20 protein-coding genes are annotated in these 19,089 nt (G+C 71.4%); 15 read left to right on the top strand and 5 right to left on the bottom strand.

Going from position 1 to position 19,089, the window contains the following annotated elements; translation table 11 throughout:
• The first annotated feature begins 6 nt into the window (after positions 1-6).
• Together ACZ61C_RS35580 and ACZ61C_RS35575 are read left to right on the top strand one after the other, a co-directional pair.
• A complete protein-coding gene (locus tag ACZ61C_RS35580; RefSeq protein WP_465312281.1) occupies positions 7-975 on the top strand; it encodes an alpha/beta hydrolase in 969 nt (322 codons plus the stop codon).
• A 46-nt stretch (positions 976-1,021) separates the two neighbouring features.
• On the top strand, positions 1,022-2,236 hold the full coding sequence (locus ACZ61C_RS35575) for a lipase family protein (RefSeq protein WP_465312280.1): 1,215 nt from the start codon (positions 1,022-1,024) through the stop codon (positions 2,234-2,236).
• Here the strand turns inward: ACZ61C_RS35575 and ACZ61C_RS35570 are convergent.
• Positions 2,205-3,080, bottom strand: coding sequence for an SDR family oxidoreductase (locus tag ACZ61C_RS35570; RefSeq protein WP_465312279.1), 876 nt, complete (start codon positions 3,078-3,080; stop codon positions 2,205-2,207). The genes ACZ61C_RS35575 and ACZ61C_RS35570 overlap by 32 nt on opposite strands.
• Positions 3,081-3,197: 117 nt before the next feature.
• Here ACZ61C_RS35570 and ACZ61C_RS35565 point away from each other — a divergent pair, with 117 nt between their 5' ends.
• Positions 3,198-3,602 (top strand): winged helix-turn-helix transcriptional regulator, encoded by a 405-nt coding sequence (locus ACZ61C_RS35565; RefSeq protein WP_465312278.1) that lies wholly within the window; start codon positions 3,198-3,200, stop codon positions 3,600-3,602.
• A gap of 6 nt (positions 3,603-3,608) precedes the next feature.
• Here the strand turns inward: ACZ61C_RS35565 and ACZ61C_RS35560 are convergent, their stop codons facing one another.
• A complete protein-coding gene (locus ACZ61C_RS35560) occupies positions 3,609-4,388 on the bottom strand; it encodes a hypothetical protein (protein ID WP_465312277.1) in 780 nt (259 codons plus the stop codon).
• Positions 4,389-4,459: 71 nt separating this feature from the next.
• On the opposite strand from ACZ61C_RS35560, the gene ACZ61C_RS35555 reads away from it, so the two are divergent.
• The 7 genes from ACZ61C_RS35555 to fgd are packed head-to-tail and all read left to right on the top strand — an operon-like array spanning position 4,460 to position 10,486.
• Entirely contained in the window at positions 4,460-5,227 is a 768-nt protein-coding gene (locus ACZ61C_RS35555; RefSeq protein ID WP_465312276.1) for an SDR family oxidoreductase, read from the top strand.
• Entirely contained in the window at positions 5,224-6,102 is an 879-nt protein-coding gene (locus tag ACZ61C_RS35550; protein ID WP_465312275.1) for an SDR family oxidoreductase, read from the top strand. The genes ACZ61C_RS35555 and ACZ61C_RS35550 overlap by 4 nt, the downstream gene beginning before the upstream one ends.
• A complete protein-coding gene (locus ACZ61C_RS35545; protein WP_465312274.1) occupies positions 6,102-6,842 on the top strand; it encodes an enoyl-CoA hydratase family protein in 741 nt (246 codons plus the stop codon). Before ACZ61C_RS35550 ends, ACZ61C_RS35545 begins: the two co-directional genes overlap by 1 nt.
• A complete protein-coding gene (locus tag ACZ61C_RS35540; protein WP_465312273.1) occupies positions 6,832-7,695 on the top strand; it encodes a CoA transferase subunit A in 864 nt (287 codons plus the stop codon). Before ACZ61C_RS35545 ends, ACZ61C_RS35540 begins: the two co-directional genes overlap by 11 nt.
• Positions 7,692-8,423 (top strand): CoA-transferase subunit beta, encoded by a 732-nt coding sequence (locus ACZ61C_RS35535; RefSeq protein WP_465312272.1) that lies wholly within the window; start codon positions 7,692-7,694, stop codon positions 8,421-8,423. The genes ACZ61C_RS35540 and ACZ61C_RS35535 overlap by 4 nt, the downstream gene beginning before the upstream one ends.
• Positions 8,420-9,475, top strand: a complete 1,056-nt coding sequence (locus ACZ61C_RS35530) for an NAD(P)H-dependent flavin oxidoreductase (protein WP_465312271.1) — start codon at positions 8,420-8,422, stop codon at positions 9,473-9,475. Before ACZ61C_RS35535 ends, ACZ61C_RS35530 begins: the two co-directional genes overlap by 4 nt.
• Positions 9,476-9,481: 6 nt before the next feature.
• Positions 9,482-10,486 (top strand): glucose-6-phosphate dehydrogenase (coenzyme-F420), encoded by a 1,005-nt coding sequence (gene fgd, locus ACZ61C_RS35525; RefSeq protein WP_465312270.1) that lies wholly within the window; start codon positions 9,482-9,484, stop codon positions 10,484-10,486.
• A 1-nt stretch (position 10,487) separates the two neighbouring features.
• Here the strand turns inward: fgd and ACZ61C_RS35520 are convergent, their stop codons facing one another.
• From ACZ61C_RS35520 to ACZ61C_RS35510, 3 genes are read right to left on the bottom strand one after another with little or no spacing between them, the layout of a single operon-like run.
• Complete coding sequence (locus ACZ61C_RS35520) at positions 10,488-11,639, bottom strand: acetyl-CoA C-acetyltransferase (RefSeq protein ID WP_465312269.1); 1,152 nt, start codon at positions 11,637-11,639, stop codon at positions 10,488-10,490.
• Positions 11,640-11,647: 8 nt separating this feature from the next.
• Positions 11,648-12,418 (bottom strand): SDR family oxidoreductase, encoded by a 771-nt coding sequence (locus ACZ61C_RS35515; protein ID WP_465312268.1) that lies wholly within the window; start codon positions 12,416-12,418, stop codon positions 11,648-11,650.
• Positions 12,415-13,560, bottom strand: a complete 1,146-nt coding sequence (locus tag ACZ61C_RS35510) for an acyl-CoA dehydrogenase family protein (RefSeq protein ID WP_465312267.1) — start codon at positions 13,558-13,560, stop codon at positions 12,415-12,417. The genes ACZ61C_RS35515 and ACZ61C_RS35510 overlap by 4 nt, the downstream gene beginning before the upstream one ends.
• Before the next feature lie 82 nt (positions 13,561-13,642).
• Here ACZ61C_RS35510 and ACZ61C_RS35505 point away from each other — a divergent pair, with 82 nt between their 5' ends.
• Genes ACZ61C_RS35505 through ACZ61C_RS35485 form a run of 5 tightly spaced genes read left to right on the top strand, consistent with a single transcriptional unit; the run spans position 13,643 to position 19,086 of the window.
• Positions 13,643-15,166 (top strand): FadD3 family acyl-CoA ligase, encoded by a 1,524-nt coding sequence (locus tag ACZ61C_RS35505; RefSeq protein WP_465312266.1) that lies wholly within the window; start codon positions 13,643-13,645, stop codon positions 15,164-15,166.
• On the top strand, positions 15,163-16,008 hold the full coding sequence (locus ACZ61C_RS35500) for an enoyl-CoA hydratase (protein WP_465312265.1): 846 nt from the start codon (positions 15,163-15,165) through the stop codon (positions 16,006-16,008). The genes ACZ61C_RS35505 and ACZ61C_RS35500 overlap by 4 nt, the downstream gene beginning before the upstream one ends.
• The gene (locus tag ACZ61C_RS35495) at positions 16,008-17,138 is read left to right on the top strand and encodes an acyl-CoA dehydrogenase family protein (protein WP_465312264.1); all 1,131 of its coding nucleotides are present in this window, start codon (positions 16,008-16,010) and stop codon (positions 17,136-17,138) included. The genes ACZ61C_RS35500 and ACZ61C_RS35495 overlap by 1 nt, the downstream gene beginning before the upstream one ends.
• Positions 17,135-18,070 carry an acyl-CoA dehydrogenase family protein gene (locus tag ACZ61C_RS35490; RefSeq protein ID WP_465312263.1) on the top strand — a complete coding sequence of 312 codons (936 nt, stop codon included), beginning with the start codon at positions 17,135-17,137 and terminating at the stop codon, positions 18,068-18,070. Before ACZ61C_RS35495 ends, ACZ61C_RS35490 begins: the two co-directional genes overlap by 4 nt.
• The gene (locus ACZ61C_RS35485; protein ID WP_465312262.1) at positions 18,067-19,086 is read left to right on the top strand and encodes an acyl-CoA dehydrogenase family protein; all 1,020 of its coding nucleotides are present in this window, start codon (positions 18,067-18,069) and stop codon (positions 19,084-19,086) included. The genes ACZ61C_RS35490 and ACZ61C_RS35485 overlap by 4 nt, the downstream gene beginning before the upstream one ends.
• Positions 19,087-19,089: the final 3 nt, after the last annotated feature.

Below are 19,089 nucleotides of genomic sequence, written 5' to 3'. Positions count from 1 at the left end.
ACTTCGATGAGAGCCACCCTGCTGATGCTGGCCGTCGTGGTCCTGCTGGCCAGTGGTGTCACCGCCGCCCAGGCGAGCCCCGCCGTGGCCGACGACGGCGCGAAGGTCGTCCAGGAGACCTGGCTCGACGCCCGGACCGTCGACCTGAAGATCGACTCGCCCGCCCTCGGCACCACCGGGATGGTCCGGCTGATCGTGCCGAGCGGCTGGGCCGCGCAGCCCACGCGGACCTGGCCGGTGCTGTTCCTGCTGCACGGCTGCTGCGAGCCCGTCGACTACAAGTCGTGGGACCAGTTCACCGACGTGAAGGCGTTCACCGCGACCAAGGACGCGCTGGTCGTCATGCCGACCGACGGCCCGGCCGGGATGTACACGAAGTGGTGGAACTTCGGGCTGTCCAGCAAACCCGACTGGGACACCTTCCACACCGCCGAAGTGCGCCAGATCGTCGAGCGCGGGTACCACGGCGGCACCCGCCGGGCGATCGCCGGGCTGTCGATCGGGGGGTACGGCGCGCTCGCGTACGCCTTCCAGCACAAGGGGATGTTCGGCGCGGCGGCGTCCTACAGCGGGGTGCCGAACACGCTCTTCCCGGGGATCCCGGTCTGGATCGGCGGCATCCTGGCCCGCGCCGGGATCTTCAACTACCTGAACCTCTGGGGCGACTCCTTCGGGATGCAGCCGATCTGGTCGTCGCACAACCCCTACGACCACGTACAGGACCTGCGCGGCACGGCGCTCTACCTCTCCTGCGGCAACGGCCGGACCGGGCCGCTCGACCCGCCCGGCCAGAGCGACGTGCTGGAGCCGTCGGCGCTGCTGTCTTCGCAGAGCTTCACCGACAAGCTGCGGCAGGCCGGCATCCCGGCGACCGTCGACTACTACGGGCCGGGCACGCACAGCTGGCCGTACTGGCAGCGGGCCCTGCACAACTCGTGGCCGGTCCTGGCCGGCGCGCTCGGCCTGCCCGCCTGAGCGCTTCCCTTCTGGTGTCAGAGCCCTTTCCCCGATGGAGGTTGTGGTGAAGTCTGTCCCTTTGCGACGCGTGCTGTCGGCGCTGCTCGGCGTCTCGCTGGCGGCGTGGGGAGTGGTGGCCGCGAGCCCGCCCGCCGGCGCGGCGGCGGCCCCGATCCTGCCCGGTCCGTTCGACGACTCGTTCTACACTCCGCCGTCGCCGCTGCCGGCCGGGAAACCCGGTGACGTCCTGCGCTGGCGCCCGTCGGTGCCGCTGCTGAACGCCGCCAACGCCGACGCCTGGCAGGTCATGTACCTCTCGACCAACGCGCAGGGCCGCACGGACGCGGTGACCGGGACGATCCTGGTGCCGAAGGGCAAGGACCCGGCCGCGGCGCCGATCGTCGGGTACGCGGTGGGCACGCAGGGCCCGGCGTTCAAGTGCACCGCGTCGAAGGCGATGGAACGCGGCACGCTCTACGACCAGCCGGCGATCAACGACTCGCTGTCCAGCGGGTACGCGGTTGCCGTGACCGACTACGAGGGTTACTCGCCGACGACGGTGCCGACCTACATCACCGGCCAGTCCATGGGCCCGGCCGTGATCGACTCGGTGCGGGCGGCGCAGAACCTGCCGTCGGCGCGGCTGGCGAAGTCGGCGAAGGTGATCTTCCAGGGGTACTCGCAGGGTGGCGGCGGATCGATGTGGGCGGGGGAGAAGCAACCCACCTACGCGCCCGAGCTGAACGTCGTCGGCGTGGTCGCCGGCGGTGTTCCGGCCGACCTGACCGAAGTCGCCAAGGGGCTCGACGGGTACGTCGGGTTCGGGTTCCTGGCCTTCGCCGCGGTGGGGCTCGACGCCGCGTACCCGGACCTGAAGCTGGATTCGTTCCTGAACGCGACCGGACGGCAGCAGCTCGGCGACGCGAAGAAGAACGCCTGCGTCGCCGAGCTGTTGCTGAACTACTCGTTCAAGAAGATCAGTGACTACACCACGACGAACCCGCTGGGCACACCGCAGTGGCAGGCGCGGCTGGCGCAGAACAAGCTCGGCGCCAGCCCGCCGCGGGTGCCGGTGTTCCAGTACCACGCGAGCACCGACGAGATCGTCAACACGCCACAGGCGGAGACGCTGCACCGGACCTACTGCGCGGCCGGTGTCCGTGAGCAGTGGCAGACCTACGTCTCCGACCACGCGACCGGCATCCTCGCCGGGAACGCGGACGCTCACCAGTGGATCGTCAAGCGGTTCAGCGGGGCGCAGGCGCCGTCGAACTGCTGACGAACGCGGTGACGGCCTCGGCCAGGGGTGTCGTCGGCCGGCCGAGGAGCCGGCTCAGGTCGCCCGACGTCGAGGCCAGCTCGCCGGCCGCGATGCCGCGGTCGGCGTCGGCCAGCATCGCCGCGACCGGCTCGGGCAGGCCGGCGCCGACGAGGACCTTGCGGTACTGCTCGACCGGCAGGTCCTGGTAGGTGACCTCGGTGCCCGCCGCGGCCGTCACCGCGGCGGCGAGGTCGGCGTACCCGAACGGCTCGTCGCCGGCCAGCTCGTACACCTGGCCCTCGTGCCCTTCGCCGGTCAGGACCTCGACGGCCGCCTCCGCGAAGTCGGCCCGCGGGACGGCGCCCAACCGGCCGTCACCCGCGGCGCCGGCGAAGGACCCGACCGCGAGGGCCTGGCTGATCGTCTGCGCGTAGTTCTCGGTGTACCAGCCGTTGCGCAGGAAGGTGAACGGCAGGCCGGACGCGCGGATGACCTCCTCGGTGGCCTTGTGGTCCGGCGCGACGAACAGCTTCGTCGTGTCGGCGAACAGGACGCTCGTGTACGCGAGGTGCCGGACGCCGGCTTCGCGAGCGGCGGTGACGACGGCTTCGTGCTGCGCGAGCCGCTGGCCGGGGGTGCTGCTGGAGATCAGCAGCACCTTGTCCGCGCCGGCGAAGGCGGCGGCCAGGCTCGCGGGGTCGTCGTAGTCGGCGCGCCGCACCTGCACCCCGCGCGCGGCGAACTCGGCGGCCTTCTCCGGGTCCCGCACGGCCGCGACGACTTCGGCGGCGGGGACCTTCTTCAGCAGGCCTTCCACGACCAGGCGGCCGAGCTGGCCGGTGGCGCCGGTGACCACGATCATCTGCTTCTCCTCGCTGCTGGACTGCTTACCCACAGAGTGTACTAACTTTGAGAAAGTGCAAACTTCCAGTGAGCACGCTCACCTGGGTTTCTCGGGGTCGCGAGGTACCGTTGACCCATGAGCGAGGCGCCGGAGTGGCTGGACGAGCACGGGCAGGTGATGTTCGACGTCTTCGCCCAGGCCTGTACCTCCCGGGCGACGCTCGAGCACATCACCGGCCGGTGGGGGATCCTCGCGATGGCCGCCCTCCACGACGGCACGCTCCGCTTCAATGCTTTACGCCGCCGCGTGTCGGGGGTGAGCGAGAAGATGCTCGCCCAGACCCTGCAGGCCCTTGAGCGCGACGGTTTTGTGCACCGCGAGGCCCAGCCGACGATCCCGCCGAAGGTCGAATACAGCTTGACCCCGCGCGGCCGCCGGACCGCGGCGCTGCTGCTGTCGCTCATCGAGGATGTCGAGGGGCAGATGCCTGAGGTCGTGGAAGCCAATGCGAGGTACGACGCCGCGAAGAGTGAGGCGTAACGCGTTCTAGTCCGCCCAGGGGAGCCGCACCGCTTCGAGTTGCGGGTCGTTCAGCAGCGCTTCGATCAGAGTGGGCGGGCCGGCGACCTTGGTTCCCCACAGGTCGTAGTCGGTACCCAGGCACCAGGAGCGGTCCTCGGCCCAGAGGTTCGAGGGACTGAAGTCGGGCTCGGGGTTGTCGTACAAGAGTCCGGCGTCGCCGAGGCGTCCGGTGCGCACCACGAGGTTCTCCAGGTCGCGAAACCCGAGCGTCGCCGGGCTGTAGTAGGCCAGGCATGGCGTGTCCGGCCCGGCGGGACCGTGCTCGACGAGGACGTCGACCAGCCGTGTCCACGTTTCCCGGTCGAGGCTTCCTTCGGTGGGCGGGATGATGCCGAGCGGCCAGCTGCCGTCCCTCGTGACCGACGGGAAGCACCGATGGCCGGGTAGCTGTCCCCGGGGAACGACGGGATCGCCGACGCGCTCGGCGAGCTCCGCCCAGCGCAGCCGTCGCCAGCCGGGGCCGGGGTGCTCGGCGCGGCCCAGTCCGCCGCCCGTCGTGACGGTCGTGGCTTCGAGGTTGATGCCGCCGAGGGTGATCGGCTCGACCTCGCCCGCGGCCAGGCGCGCCTGGCGGTACTCGTGGTGTGTCGTGCCGGTGGGCCCTTGCTCGTGTTCGTACATCGTGTTGAGAACCCATGCCGCGTCAGGCATCGGCGGTGGCAAGAAGCCGGTCAGGCCGTCGCCGCACAGATCTCGCAGCCAGCCCGTGGTGCCGGATGGTGCGGGCGGCCACTGCTTGTCCATGCGTCCATGATCTCAGCCGCGGCCGGTCCGCCGACCTTGCCCAAAGTAAGAACGTGTTCTAGTTTTGAGCTGTGCAGACCGATCTGGGCTTGACCGGCGCCGTGGTGCTCGTCACCGGCGGCGTCCGCGGCGTGGGCCGGGGCATCACCGACGTCTTCCTCGCCCACGGCGCCCGCGTCGTCACCTGCGCCCGGCACGAAACCCCCACCGACGCCGAGTTCGTCCAGTGCGACGTCCGTGACGAAGCCCAGGTCACCGCCCTGATCGACGGGATCGTCGAACGCCACGGCCGCCTCGACGTCGTGGTCAACAACGCCGGTGGTGCTCCCTTCGCGCCCGCCGCGGAGGCGTCGCCGCGGCTGCACGAGAAGATCGTCCAGCTGAACCTGCTCGCCCCGCTGCTGGTCTCCCAGAAAGCCAACGCCGTCATGCAGCGCCAGGACGGCGGCGGCTCGATTGTGATGATCTCCAGCGTCAGCGGGACCCGCGCGTCGCCGGGGACCGCGGCCTACGGCGCCGCCAAGGCCGGGCTCGGCAACCTCACCGCCAGCCTCGCCGTCGAGTGGGCGCCCCAAGTGCGGGTCAACGCCCTGGACGTCGGCATGGTGCGCACCGAGCAGGCCCACCTGCACTACGGCGGCGAAGCCGCGATCGAGGCGGTCGGCAAGACCGTGCCGCTGGGCCGCCTCGCCGAGCCCGAGGAGGTCGGCGCCTGCGCCGCGTTCCTCGCCTCCGGCCTCGCCTCCTACGTCTCCGGCGCCACCCTGCGCGTCCACGGCGGCGGGGAGGTCCCGGCGTTCCTCGCCGCGGCCGACGTCAACCACCAGGAGGATTCGTGAGCAGGTTGTGCCAGGACCGCGTGGTCGTGGTGACCGGCGCCGGCCGCGGCATCGGGCGGGCCCACGCGCTCGCCTTCGCCGCCGAAGGCGCGCCGGTCGTGGTGAACGACGTGGACGGGGACGCGGCCGCCGGAGTCGTCGCCGAGATCGAGGCGCCGGGCGGCAAGGCCGTCGCGAACACCGACGACATCGCCGACTGGGCCGGGGCGAAGCACCTGGTCGACACGGCGCTGGAGAACTTCGGCCGCCTCGACGTGCTGGTCAACAACGCGGGCTTCGTCCGGGACCGCATGCTGGTCAACCTCGGCGAGGACGAGTGGGACGCGGTGGTCCGCGTCCACCTGAAGGGACACTTCGCGCCCCTGCGGCACGCCGCCGAACATTGGCGCGCCGAAGCCAAAGCCGGGCGGACGCCGAGCGCGCGTGTCATCAACACGAGCTCGGGCGCCGGGCTGCTGGGCAGCGTCGGCCAGGGAAACTATTCGGCGGCGAAGGCGGGGATCGCCGGACTGACCGTCGTGGCGGCGGCCGAGCTGGCGCGCTACGGCATCACCGTCAACGCGATCGCGCCGGCCGCGCGGACCCGGATGACCGAGGCGGTGTTCGCGTCGATGGCGCGGCCCGGCGAGGGCTTCGACGCGATGGCGCCGGAAAACGTCTCGCCGCTGGTCGTCTGGCTCGGCAGCGAAGAGTCCGCGCACGTCACCGGGCGCGTCTTCGAGGTCGAGGGCGGGAAGGTCGCCGTGGCGGAGAGCTGGCGGCACGGCCCGGCCGTCGACAAGGGCGGCCGTTGGGACCCGGCCGAACTCGGCCCGGTCGTGAAGGACCTGCTCGAGCGCGCGCCCGAGCCCGAACCCGTGTACGGAGCGAGCTGATGGGCATCCTCACCAAGCGCGACGGCCACGTCGAAGTGATCACCGTCGACTACCCGCCGGTCAACGCGCTGCCCGTGCGGGGGTGGTGCGACCTGGCCGACGCGCTCAAGAAGGCCGGTGACGACCAGGACGTCCACGTTGTCGTGCTCCGCGCGGAAGGCCGGGGCTTCAACGCCGGCGTCGACATCAAGGAGATCCAGCGCAGCGCCGGGTACGACGCGCTCGTCGGCGCGAACAGAGGCTGTTACGCCGCTTTCGGCGCGGTCTACGACTGCGCGGTGCCAGTGGTCGCGGCGGTGCACGGGTTCTGCCTCGGCGGTGGCATCGGCCTGGTCGGCAACGCCGACGTCGTCATCGCTTCCGACGACGCCACCTTCGGTGTCCCCGAGGTCGAACGCGGCGCGCTCGGGGCCGCCACACACCTGGCGCGGCTGGTGCCGCAGCACCTCATGCGCACGCTCTACTTCACGGCCCGGCGCATCACCGCCGCCGAGCTGCACGCCCACGGCTCGGTCTACGAGGTCGTGCCGCGTGCCGGGCTCGACGACGCGGCCATGGCCGTCGCCCGGGACATCGCGAAGAAGGACCCGCGGGTGATCCGGGCCGCGAAGGAGGCCCTGAACGGCATCGACACCCAGCAGGTGCACCGCAGCTACCGCTTCGAGCAGGGTTTCACCTTCGAACTCAACCTGCTCGGCGCGTCCGACGAAGCCCGCGAGGAGTTCTTGAATGGCCGATAAGCGCACGACCGCCGACGACGCCGTGGCGGAGATCCGCGACGGCATGACGATCGGCATCGGCGGCTGGGGCTCCCGGCGCAAGCCGATGGCGCTGGTCCGCGCGCTCCTGCGCACGCCGGTGAAGGACCTGACCGTGGTCTCCTACGGCGGTCCCGACGTCGGCCTGCTGTGCGCGGCCGGGAAGGTGAAGCGGGTCGTGTTCGGGTTCGTCACGCTCGACTCGATCCCGTACGACCCGTGGTTCGGCCGCGCCCGCGAGACCGGCGCGATCGCCGTCACCGAGTACGACGAGGGCATGTTCGGCGCGGCGCTTTCCGCTGCGGCGCAACGGCTTCCGTTCCTGCCGATGCGAGCCGGGCTCGGCTCGGAAGTGATGCGGGCCAACCCGGACCTGCGGACCGTCCGCTCGCCCTACGCCGACGGCGAGGAGCTGGTCGCGGTGCCGGCGCAGCACCTGGACGTCGCGCTGGTGCACCTCAACCGGGCCGACGCCCGCGGCAACGCCCAGTACCTCGGCCCGGACCCGTACTTCGACGACCTGTTCTGCCTGGCCGCCGCGAAGCGGTTCGTCTCGGTCGAAAAAGTCGTCGAAACACCGGACCTGATGGCGGGCGGGCCGGTGCAGTCGCTGCTGCTCAACCGCGGCAGCGTGGACGGTGTCGTCGAGGCGCCACGCGGCGCGCACTTCACCACCGCCGTGCCGGACTACGGCCGCGACGAACGGTTCCAGCGGCACTACGCCGCCTGTGCCAAGGATCCCGAGGCGTGGCCGGGGTTCGCCGACCGGTTCCTGTCCGGGGACGAGACGCGTTATCTGTCCGAAGTGGACAAGTTCGAGGCGGAGGCGGCATGAGCGCGACCCGGGCCGAGATCGCCGTCGTGGCGGTGGCCGAGCTGTTCCGCGGCGACGGCGAGATCGTCGTCAGCCCGATGGGCCTGGTCCCGCAGCTGGGCGCGAAGCTCGCCCGGCTGACCTTCGAACCCGACCTGCTCATGTCCGACGGCGAGGCGTTTCTGGTCACGACCGACGGGGAAGTCGAGGGCTGGCAGCCGTTCCGCAAGATGCTCGACACGATCGTCCCGCACGGACGGCGGCACGTAGTGATGGGCGCCAACCAGGTCGACCGCCACGGCAACCAGAACATCTCCGCCATCGGCGACCACGCCCGGCCGAAGAAGCAGCTGCTCGGGGTGCGCGGCGCGCCGGGCAACACCGTCAACCACCGCACCAGCTACTGGGTTCCGCGGCACAGCACGCGCGTCTTCGTGGACACCGTGGACGTCGTGTCGGGCGTGGGTTACGACAACGCCGCGAAGGCGGGCCCGTCGGCCGAGAAGTTCCACGACGTGCATCGGGTCGTCTCGAACCTCGGGGTGTTCGACTTCGGCACGCCGGACCACTCGATGCGGGCGGTGTCGCTGCACCCCGGCGTCACCCGCGAGGAGGTCACGGCGGCGACCGCGTTCGAGATCGACTTCGGCGATGCGGAAACGAGCCGTGAGCCCACGGACGAAGAACTGCGGATCATCCGCGCAGTGCTGGACCCGAAAGGCCTGCGCGACAAGGAAGTCCCGGCGTGAAGACGGCGCTGACCGAGCTCGCCGGGATCGACCACCCCGTCGTCCAGACGGGGATGGGCTGGGTCGCCGGGCCGCGGCTGGTGTCGGCGACCGCGGAAGCGGGCGCGCTCGGCATCCTGGCGTCGGCCACGATGACCTACCCCGAGCTGGAAGCGGCGGTCGCGGAGGTCAAGAACCGGACGGGGAAACCGTTCGGCGTCAACCTGCGCGCCGACGCGGCCGACGCCGGCGACCGCGTCGACCTGCTGATCCGTGAGGGGGTCAAGGTCGCGTCGTTCGCGCTCGCGCCGCGCAAGGAGATGATCGCGAAGCTGCGCGACCACGGGATCGTCGTGATCCCCTCGGTCGGGGCCGCCCGCCATGCCGAGAAGGTCGCGGCCTGGGGCGCGGACGCCGTCATCGTCCAGGGCGGCGAAGGCGGCGGGCACACCGGGGGAGTGGCGACCACGCTGCTGCTGCCGAGCGTGCTGGACGCCGTCGACATCCCGGTCGTCGCCGCGGGCGGGTTCTTCGACGGGCGCGGCCTCGCCGCCGCGCTGGCTTACGGCGCGGCCGGCGTCGCGATGGGCACCCGGTTCCTGCTCAGCAAGGAGAGCACCGTCCCGGACGAGGTCAAGCGCGTCTACCTCGAGCAGGGTCTCACCGGGACGGTGGTCACCCGGCGCGTCGACGGCCTGCCGCACCGGGTCCTGCGCACCGACCTGGTCGACAAGCTGGAGCGCACCGGCCGGCTGCGCGGGCTCGCGCAGGCGGCGAAAAACGCGCTCCGCTTCCGGAATATCACCGGACTGTCCCCGGTTGCGATGGTCAAAGAAGGCCTGGCGATGAAGCACGGCAACGCACTGACGTGGAGCCAGCTGGTCATGGCGGCGAACACCCCGATGCTGCTGCGCGCGGGGCTCGTCGACGGCCGGACGGACGCGGGAGTGCTAGCGTCGGGACAGGTGGTGGGCATGATCCACGACCTGCCCACGGTGGCCGAAATCGTCGAGGGCACAGTGGCCGGGGCAGGTGAGATCCTTCGCCGCCTCGGCCGGGAAACGGGAGGATGAGCGAGGGTGGCGCTGAAGGTCGGTTACAAGGCTTCCGCGGAGCAGTTCGGACCGCGGGACCTGGTCGAATACGCCGTGCGCGCCGAAGAGGCCGGCCTCGACTCGGTCTGGGTGTCGGATCACTTCCTGCCGTGGCGGCACGAAGGCGGGCACGCGCCGTGGGCGCTGGCGTGGATGCCGGCGGTCGCCGAGCGCACGAAGCGGGTGCAGATCGGCACGAGCGTGCTGACCCCGACGTTCCGGTACAACCCGGCGGTGATCGCCCAGGCGTTCGCGACGATGTCGCTGCTGTCGGGCGGCCGGGTGATCCTCGGCGTGGGGTCCGGCGAGGCGCTGAACGAGATCGCCGTGTCGGGGCGCGAGTGGCCGGAGTTCAAGGAGCGCTTCGCCCGGCTGCGTGAGTCGATCAAGCTGATCCGCGAGCTGTGGACCAGCGACAACGTGAACTTCGACGGCGAGTACTACAAGCTGGTCGACGCGCGCATCTACGACCGCCCGGAGCAGCCGGTTCCGGTGTACATCGCCGCGGGCGGGCCGGTGGTGGCCAAGTACGCGGGCCGCGCGGGCGACGGGTTCATCTGCACGTCCGGCAAGGGCATGGACCTCTACACCGAGAAGCTGATGCCGGCGGTCAAGGAAGGCGCGGAGGCGGCCGAGAAGACCGTCGAGGACGTCGACCGGACGATCGAGATCAAGCTGTCCTACGACCGCGACCACGAGAAGGCGCTGGAGAACACGCGGTTCTGGGCGCCGCTGTCGCTGTCGGCTGAGCAGAAGCACAGCGTCACTTCGGCCGACGAGATGGAACGGCTGGCCGACGAGCTGCCGATCGAGCAGGTCGCGAAGCGGTGGATCGTCGCGTCCGACCCGGACGAGGCCGTGGCGCAGATCAAGCCGTACCTGGACGCGGGTCTCAACCACCTCGTCTTCCACGGCCCGGGGCACGACCAGGAGCGGTTCCTGAGCCAGTTCTCCGAGGACGTGCTGCCGAAGCTGCGCGCCCTCGGCTGAGCTAGAGCCGCTCGATAATGGTGACGTTGGCGGTGCCACCGCCTTCGCACATCGTCTGCAGGCCGTAGCGGCCGCCGCGGCGCTCCAGCTCGTGCAGGAGCGTCGCCAGGAGCTTGGTGCCGGTGGCCCCGATCGGGTGGCCGAGGGCGATCCCGCCCCCGTTCACGTTGACCCGGTCGGGGTCCGCGCCGGTTTCGTCCAGCCAGGCCAGGACCACACTCGCGAACGCCTCGTTGACCTCGAACAGGTCGATGTCCTCGACGCCCAGCCCGGTCTTCCGCAGCGCCTGCGAGGTGGCCGGGATCGGGCCGGTCAGCATCCACACCGGGTCGGCCGCGCGCACCGACAGGTGGTGGATGCGCGCCCGCGGGGTCAGGCCGTGTTCGCGGACGAAGCGGTCGGACGCGACCAGCGCCGCGCTTGCGCCGTCGGAGATCTGGCTGGCCACCGCCGCCGTCAGCCGGGAGCCTTCGCTGAGCGGCTTCAAGCCGCGCATCCGCTCCAACGTCGTGTCACGGCGCGGGCCTTCGTCCTGCCGGAAGCCGTCGACCGGGACGATTTCGGCGTCGAAGCGGCCTTCGTCGATCGCCGCGAGCGCGCGCTGATGGCTGCGCAGCGCGTACTCCTCCATGGCGGACCGGCTGATCTCCCAGTGCGCGGCGATCATGTCGGCGCTGCGGAACTGCGACACCTCGACACTGCCGTAGCGCTCCTGCCAGCCCTTCGAGCCGGAGAACGGGTCGTCGAAGCCGTACTCGCGCCCGGCCAGCATCGCCGCGCTGATCGGGATGCGGCTCATGTTCTGCACCCCGCCGGCCAGCACGAGGTCCTGCGTGCCGGACAGGACGGCCTGCGCGGCGAAGTGCACGGCCTGCTGGCTCGACCCGCACTGCCGGTCGATCGTCACGCCGGGCACGTGGTCCGGGAGCCCCGCGGCCAGCCACGCCGTGCGCGCGATGTTCCCGGACTGCGGGCCCAGGGTGTCCGTGCAGCCGAGGATGACGTCGTCCACGAGGTCCGGGTCGACGCCGGCGCGTTCGACGACCGCCTTGATGACGTGCGCGCCGAGGTCGGCGGAGTGCCACCCGGACAGCGCGCCGCCGCGGCGTCCCACGGGCGTGCGGACCGCGTCGAGGAGGAAGGCTTCGGGCACGAGAACTCCTAGGGGTGCTGGCTGCTGACGGAGACGACTTCGCCGGTGAGGTAGCTCGCGTAGTCGCTGGCGAGGAAGACCATGACGTTGGCGACCTCCCACGGCTCGGCGGCGCGGCCGAACGCTTCGCGTTTGGTCAAGTCCTCCAGCAGCTCGTCGCTGGTCACCTTGGCGAGGAACGGATGCATGGCCAGGCTCGGCGCGACGGCGTTGATCCGGACGCCGTGCTCGGCGGCGTCGAGCGCCGAACACCGCGTCAACGCCATCACCCCGGCCTTCGCGGCCGCGTAGTGCGCCTGCCCGGCCTGGGCGCGCCAGCCGATCACCGACGCGTTGTTGACGATCGCCCCGCCGCCGCCCTGGGCGACGAACTGCTTCAGCGCCGCCCGCGTGCAGCGGAAGGTCCCGGTGAGCGTGATGTCCAAGACCCGCGACCACTCGTCGTCGGCCATGTCCAGCACCGACTTCGTCCCGCCCAGCCCCGCGTTGTTGACCATCACGTCGAGGCGTCCGAAGTGCTCCACCGCGCCGGTGATGAGCGCCTGGACCTGGTCCTCGGCCGTGACGTCGCAGGGAATCGCGTGCACCTTGCCGAGCGCGGCCAGTTCGGCCGCCTTCTCGCCGAGCCGCCGTTCGTGCCAGTCGGAGACGACGACGCTCGCGCCCTCCTCCAGGCACCGGCGGGCCACGGCCGAGCCGATGCCGGTGCCGGCAGCGGCGGTGACCACGACGACCTTCCCGGACAGCAGGTCGTGGCCTGGTGGGTACTGGGGGATCACGGGCGGGCCTCCCTCGGCAGGCCGAGCACGCGCTCGGCGATGATGTTCCGCTCGATCTCGTCCGACCCGCCGTAGATCGTGTCCGCGCGGGTGAACAGGTAGAGCCGCTGGGCGTCGTCCAGCTCGGCGCCGGCGGCGACGAGCGACCGCGCACCCCGGGCACGCATCGCCAGCTCGCCGAGCCCGCGGTGCCACTGCGCCCACAGCAGCTTCCCGACGGCGACCTCCGGTCCGGCGGGACGGCCGAGCGTCCGCAGCGCGTGCGCGCGCAGCACACGCAGGCCGATCCGGGCGCGGGTGAGGTCGGTGCGCAGCAGGGGGTCGTCGTAGGTGCCGGTCCGTTTCGCCTCGGCGACGATGTCGTCCAGCTCGCGGCGGAAGCCGATCTGCTGGCCGAGCGTGGAGACGCCGCGTTCGAAGCCGAGCGTGGCCATCGCGATCTTCCAGCCGTCGCCGGGCTCGCCGACGACCAGCTCCGCGGACGTGCGGGCGTCGTCGAAGAAGACTTCGTTGAACTCCGACGTCCCGGTCAGCTGCTGGATCGGCCGCACGGTGACGCCGTCCTGGCGCAGCGGCACCAGCAGGTAGGACAGGCCGTGGTGGCGCTGGGATCCGGGTTCGGTGCGGGCGACGACGAAGCACCAGTCGGCCACGTGGGCCAGGGACGTCCAGATCTTCTGGCCGTTGACCACCCACTCGCCGTCACGCAGGACCGCCGACGTCGAGACGGCGGCCAGATCGGAACCGGCGCCGGGCTCGGAGTAGCCCTGGCACCACAGCTCTTCGACGGCGACGATCTTCGGCAGGAACCGTTTCCGCTGCTCAGGGGTGCCGAAGGCAATGAGCGTCGGGCCGAGCAGCTGCTCGCCGATGTGGTTGACCCGCGCCGGCGCGCCCGAGGCGGCGTACTCCTCGTGGAAGGCGACCTGCTCGTCGAGGGACAGGCCGCGCCCGCCGAACTCGCGAGGCCAGCCGACGCACGTCCAGCCCGCGGCGGCGAGGTGGCGTTCCCAGGCCAGGCGCAGGTCGAACGCCTCGTGCTCGCGTCCCGGGCCGCCGAGGCCGCGCAGTTCCGCGAACTCGCCGGTCAGGTTGTCCGCGAGCCAGCCCGCGACCTCGCGGCGGAATCGCGTCGGTTCCACCCACGCCTCCTTGCTGCCGGGCCGGTCCGGCACCTAGGGTAATGAGAACACGTTCTAGTTTGTCGGTCCAGAGGAGGGTGTGGTGGGACAGACCACGATCCCGGCCGTCGTCCGCGATGCCGCAGCGAAGTTCGGCTCGGCCGAGGCGCTCGTCGACGGCACCCTTCGCCTCGGTTTCGACGATCTCCTGGAACGTGTTCAGTCGGTCGCGCGAGCGTTCGTCGCACGCGGCGTGCAGCCCGGCGACCGCGTCACGATCACCCTCCCCAACACCCACCACTGGGTCCTGACGGCTTTGGGCGCGCTCTACGCGGGCGCGACGCTGATCCCGGTCAACACCCGGTTCACCGCCGCCGAGACCGTGGACCTGCTGGTCCGCAGCCGGGCGAAGGCCCTGGTCGTGGCGGCCGACTTCCTCGGCGCCGACCGCCACGCGGCGATCGTCGCGACCGGCGCGGACCTGCCGGACACCGTGGTCCGCGTGCCGCTCGAACAGCCTCACCGCGCTGTTGAAGGCACCTTGGGCTGGGACGAGTTCCTCGCCGAAGCCGACCGCGTGCCCCTGGCCGAAGCCGAGGCCCGCGCCGACGCTGTCCGACCCGAGGACGTCAGCGACATCCTCTTCACCTCGGGCACGACCGGCCGCTCGAAGGGCGTGCTGTCGGCGCACCGCCAGGTGGTCGACGTCGCCGCGGCCTGGGCGGACTGCGGCCAGGTCACCGCCGACGACCGCTACCTGGTGGTCAACCCGTTCTTCCACAGCTTCGGCTACAAGGCCGGGATCGTGGTCGGCCTGCTCACCGGCGCGACGATCATCCCGCAAGCGGTCTTCGACGTCCGCGCGGCGCTCGACGTCATCGAACGCGAGCGCATCTCGGTGCTGCCGGGGGCGCCGACGATCTTCCAGTCGCTGCTGCGCGAGCCTCACCGGGACGTCTCGTCGCTGCGGCTCGCGGTCACCGGCGCGGCGACCGTGCCCGCGTCGCTGGTCCGGCGGATGCGCGCCGAGCTGGGCTTCGAGATCGTCCTGACCGCGTACGGGCTCACCGAAGCCGTCGTGGTCACGATGTGCCGGCCGGGAGACGACGCCGAGCTGGTCGCGAGGACGTCCGGCCGGGCGACCGCCGGGTTCGAGGTCGAGATCCACGGCTCTCCCGGCGAGGTCGTCCTCCGGGGACCCAACGTGATGCTCGGGTACCTCGACGACGCCGAGGCCACCGCGAAAGCCGTCGACGAAGACGGCTGGCTGCACACCGGCGACGTTGGGGAGCTGGACGCCAGCGGGTACCTCACGATCACCGGCCGGCTCAAGGACATGTACATCTGCGGCGGCTTCAACGTCTACCCGGCCGAAGTCGAGCACACGCTGACCGAACTGGACGGCGTGCGCGACGTCGCCGTGATCGGCGTGCCGGACGAGCGGCTCGGCGAAGTCGGCAAGGCGTTCGTCGTCGGCGACGGCCTGACCTCGGCCGGCGTCATCGCGTTCTGCCGCGAGCGGCTCGCCAACTACAAGACCCCGCGGTTCGTCGAGTTCCTGGACGAGCTGCCCCGCAACGCTTCCGGCAAGGTGCTGAAGCGGCTGCTCAGTGAGGAGACGAAATGAGCGAGGACGTCGTCCGCTACGAGCGCCGCGGGCCGGTCGCCGTGGTCACCATGAACCGGCCCGAGTACCGCAACGCCCAGAACTCGGCGATGACGTACGCCCTCGACGACGCCTTCACCCGTGCGGTGAACGACGCCGAGGTCAAGGTGATCGTGCTGGCGGGGGAGGGCAAGCACTTCTCAGCCGGGCACGACATCGGCACCCCGGGCCGCGACGTGGACCAGCCGTTCGACCGGCGCGCGGTGCTGTGGTGGGACCACACCGACCGGACCGGCGGTGACCAGCGGTTCGCCCGCGAGTCCGAGGTCTACCTCGGCATGTGCCGCCGCTGGCGGGAGCTCCCGAAGCCGATGATCGCGAGTGTGCAGGGCGCGTGCATCGCGGGCGGGCTGATGCTCGCCTGGGTCTGCGACCTCATCGTCGCCTCCGACGACGCGTTCTTCGCCGATCCGGTGGTGCGCATGGGGATTCCCGGCGTCGAGTACTTCGCGCACCCGTGGGTGCTCGGCCCGCGGGCGGCGAAGGAGGTGCTGTTCACGGGCGAGCGCTTCACCGTCCAGCAGGCCAAGGAATGGGGGATGATCAACCGGATCGTCCCGCGCGCCGAGCTGGAGCAGCACACGCTGGAGCTGGCGGAGAAGATCGGCGGGATGCCGCAGTTCGGTCTCGCGCTGGCGAAGAAAGCCGTCAACCAGGCCGAAGACCTGATGGGCATGCGGTCCGGAATGGACTCCGTGTTCGGGCTGCACCACCTGGCGCACGCCCACAACGCGGAGACGTCGGAAGACTCCCTCGGCGGGCAGTCGGCGCGGTCGATGCGCCACGCGAACAAGGGGGCTTGATGGACCTCGACATCGACGAGGCCTCCGCGGCCTTCCGGGCCGAAGCGCGTTCGTGGCTTTCCGAGCACGTCCGGCAGTTGCCGTCGATGGACACGGCCGAAGGCTTCGCGGCGCACCGGGAGTGGGAGGCCGAGCTGGCCGACGCGCGGTGGTCGGTCGTGTCGTGGCCGCGGGAGTACCACGGCCGGGACGCGTCGATGCTGCAGTGGCTGCTGTTCGAGGAGGAGTACTACGCTGCGCGGGCGCCGGGGCGGGTGAGCCAGAACGGGATCTTCATGCTCGGCCCGACGCTGTTCGCGCACGGGACGCAGGAGCAGCGTGACCGCGTCCTGCCCGCGATGGCCCGCGGCGACGAGGTCTGGGCGCAGGCGTGGTCGGAACCCGAGGCGGGCAGCGACATCGCGGCCCTGCGGAGCACGGCGGTGCGGACCGACGGCGGCTGGCGGCTCTCGGGCGCGAAGACGTGGAGCTCGCGGGCTTCCTTCGCCGATCGCGCGTTCGGGCTGTTCAGGACCGATCCGGAAGCGCAGCGGCACCACGGGCTGACGTACTTCATGCTCGACCTGCGTGCCGACGGCGTCACCGTCCGGCCGATCCCGCAGCTGGACGGCGAGCCGGGGTTCGCGGAGATCTTCCTCGACGACGTCTTCGTGCCGGACGAGGACGTCATCGGCGAGCCGGGGCAGGGCTGGCGGGTCGCGATGACGACGGCGAACAACGAGCGTGGGCTGTCGCTGCGCAGCCCGGGGCGGTTCCTCGCCGCGGCCGACCGGCTCGTGGATCTCTGGCGGGCGAAGGACTGTCCACCGTCCACACAGGATCGCGTCGCCGACGCCTGGATCGGCGCCCGCGCGTACCGGCTCTACACGTTCGGCACGGTGAGCCGTCTCGCCGACGGTGGTGAGCTGGGCCCGGAGTCCAGTGTGAACAAGCTGTTCTGGTCCCATCTGGACCTCGAGCTGCACGAGACGGCGTTGGACGTGCTCGGCCCGGCCGCGGAAACGAACGCGGACTGGGTCGACGGTTACCTGTTCTCCCTGGCCGGGCCGATCTACGGCGGAACCGACCAGATCCAGCGCACCACGATCGCCGAACGGGTGCTGAAACTGCCGAGGGAGGCGCGCCGATGAGGTTCCAGCTGTCGCCGGAGCAGCGCCAGTTCTCCGCTTCCCTGCACGACTTCCTCGACAACGCCGACACCGCGGCCGCCACCCGCGCCTGGGCGGCCGGGGACCACGACCGCGGCCTGAAGCTCCTGCGCGGACTGGCCGACCTCGGGGTGCCCGCGCTGCTCGTCGGCGAAGACCACGGCGGGCTCGGCGGCACCCCGGTCGACCTGGTGGTCGCGTTCGAGGCGCTCGGGTACCACGCCGTGCCCGGCCCGGTGGTCGAAACCGCGGCCGTCGCCCCTTCCGTGCTGACCGGGGACCGGCTCACGGCACTCGCCGAGGGTGACCTCCTGGCCACGGTCGTCGCGCCGCCGGAGGTGCCGCTCGCCCTGGACGCCGACGTCGCCGGGGTGGTCCTCGACCTCAACGAAGGTGTGGTGTCCGGTGTCGGGACCGAGCTCGTCCGGTCGGTCGACCCGGCCCGGCGGCTGTTCCGGATCACCGGGACCACCCGGCCCACCGCGGCGGACCCGGTCGCGTTCGACCGGGGTGTCCTGGCCGTGGCCGCGCAGCTGCTCGGGGCGGGTCAGTGGCTGCTCGACGCGTCGGTCGCCTACGCCAAGCAACGCAGCCAGTACGGCCGCGCGATCGGCGAGTACCAGGCGGTCAAACACCTGCTGGCCGACGTCGTGACGCAGCTCGAACTCGCCCGGCCGCTGCTGTACGGCGCGGCCGTCGCCGGCGACACGTTCGCCCGCGACGTCTCGGCGGCGAAGGTGATGGCGGGCGACGCCGCGTACCTCGCCGCGCGCACGGCGTTGCAGGTGCACGGCGCCATCGGCTACACCGCCGACCACGACCTGGGCCTCCGGCTGACGAAGGTCCGTGCTTTGGTCGGAGCCTGGGGAACCGGGGCGTTCCACCGGGCGCGAGTCCTGGCGGAGCTGCGATGACCGATCCGCTGGAGACCGAGGAAGCCCAGGCCCTGCGGGACGCGGTGCGGTCGTTGCTGACCCGCCGGTCGGGCCCGGAGGCGGTCCGGGCCGCCATGGAGTCGCCGCTCGGGTACGACGACAAGCTCTGGTCGACGCTGTGCGAGCAGATCGGCGTCGCCGCGCTCACGATCCCCGAGCATTACGGCGGCGCGGGCGCCGGCCTGGCCGAAGCGTGTGTTGTCCTGCAAGAACTCGGCCGCACACTCGCCCCCGCCCCGATGCTCGGCTCCGCGGTGCTGTGCGGCGAAGCGTTGCTGCGCACGGGAAACGACGAAGCTTGCGAGCGCCTGCTGCCGGGCATCGCCGCGGGCACGACTCTCGCCGCGCTGGCCTGGTCCGACGATGACTGGGCGCCGGGTCTGACCGCGTCGGACACCGGACTCGACGGCCGCGCCCACTACGTCCTGGACGGCGACATCGCGGACGCTCTCTTTGCGCTGGCTCGCACCCCGGACGGGATCGGCCTGTTCGAGGTGCCGCTCGAGGACGTCCGCCGGGAGCGCGTCACCACGCTGGACCCGACCCGGCGCCTGGCCGTGGTGGACTTCGAGAAAACACCGGCCCGGCGCCTGGACACCAACGGCTTCCCGTTGCGGAAGCTGCGGGACACGGCGACGATCGCCGTCGCGGCCGAGCAGGTCGGTGCGGCCGCCCGTGCGCTGGAACTGACGGTGGAGTACACGAAGCAACGCCGCCAGTTCGGCCGTCCGATCGGGTCTTTCCAGGCACTGAAGCACCGGATGGCGGACGTGCACGTCCACATCGAGGCGGCCCGCTCGGCGCTGTACGCGGCGTTGGTGGACGGCGACGCCGAGGCCGTGACCACCGCGAAAGTCGTGTGCAGCGAAGCGTTTTCCCACGCGGCGGCGGAGATGATCCAGCTGCACGGCGGCATCGCGATCACCTGGGAGCACGACGCGCACCTGTACTTCAAGCGCGCCCACGGGACCGCGTTGTTCTTCGGCGCCCCGTGAGCG

The organism is Amycolatopsis sp. NPDC104587 (assembly GCF_055583645.1).
Note: the sequence above shows the minus strand (reverse complement) of the source record. Positions and strands in the feature narration are given on the sequence as shown.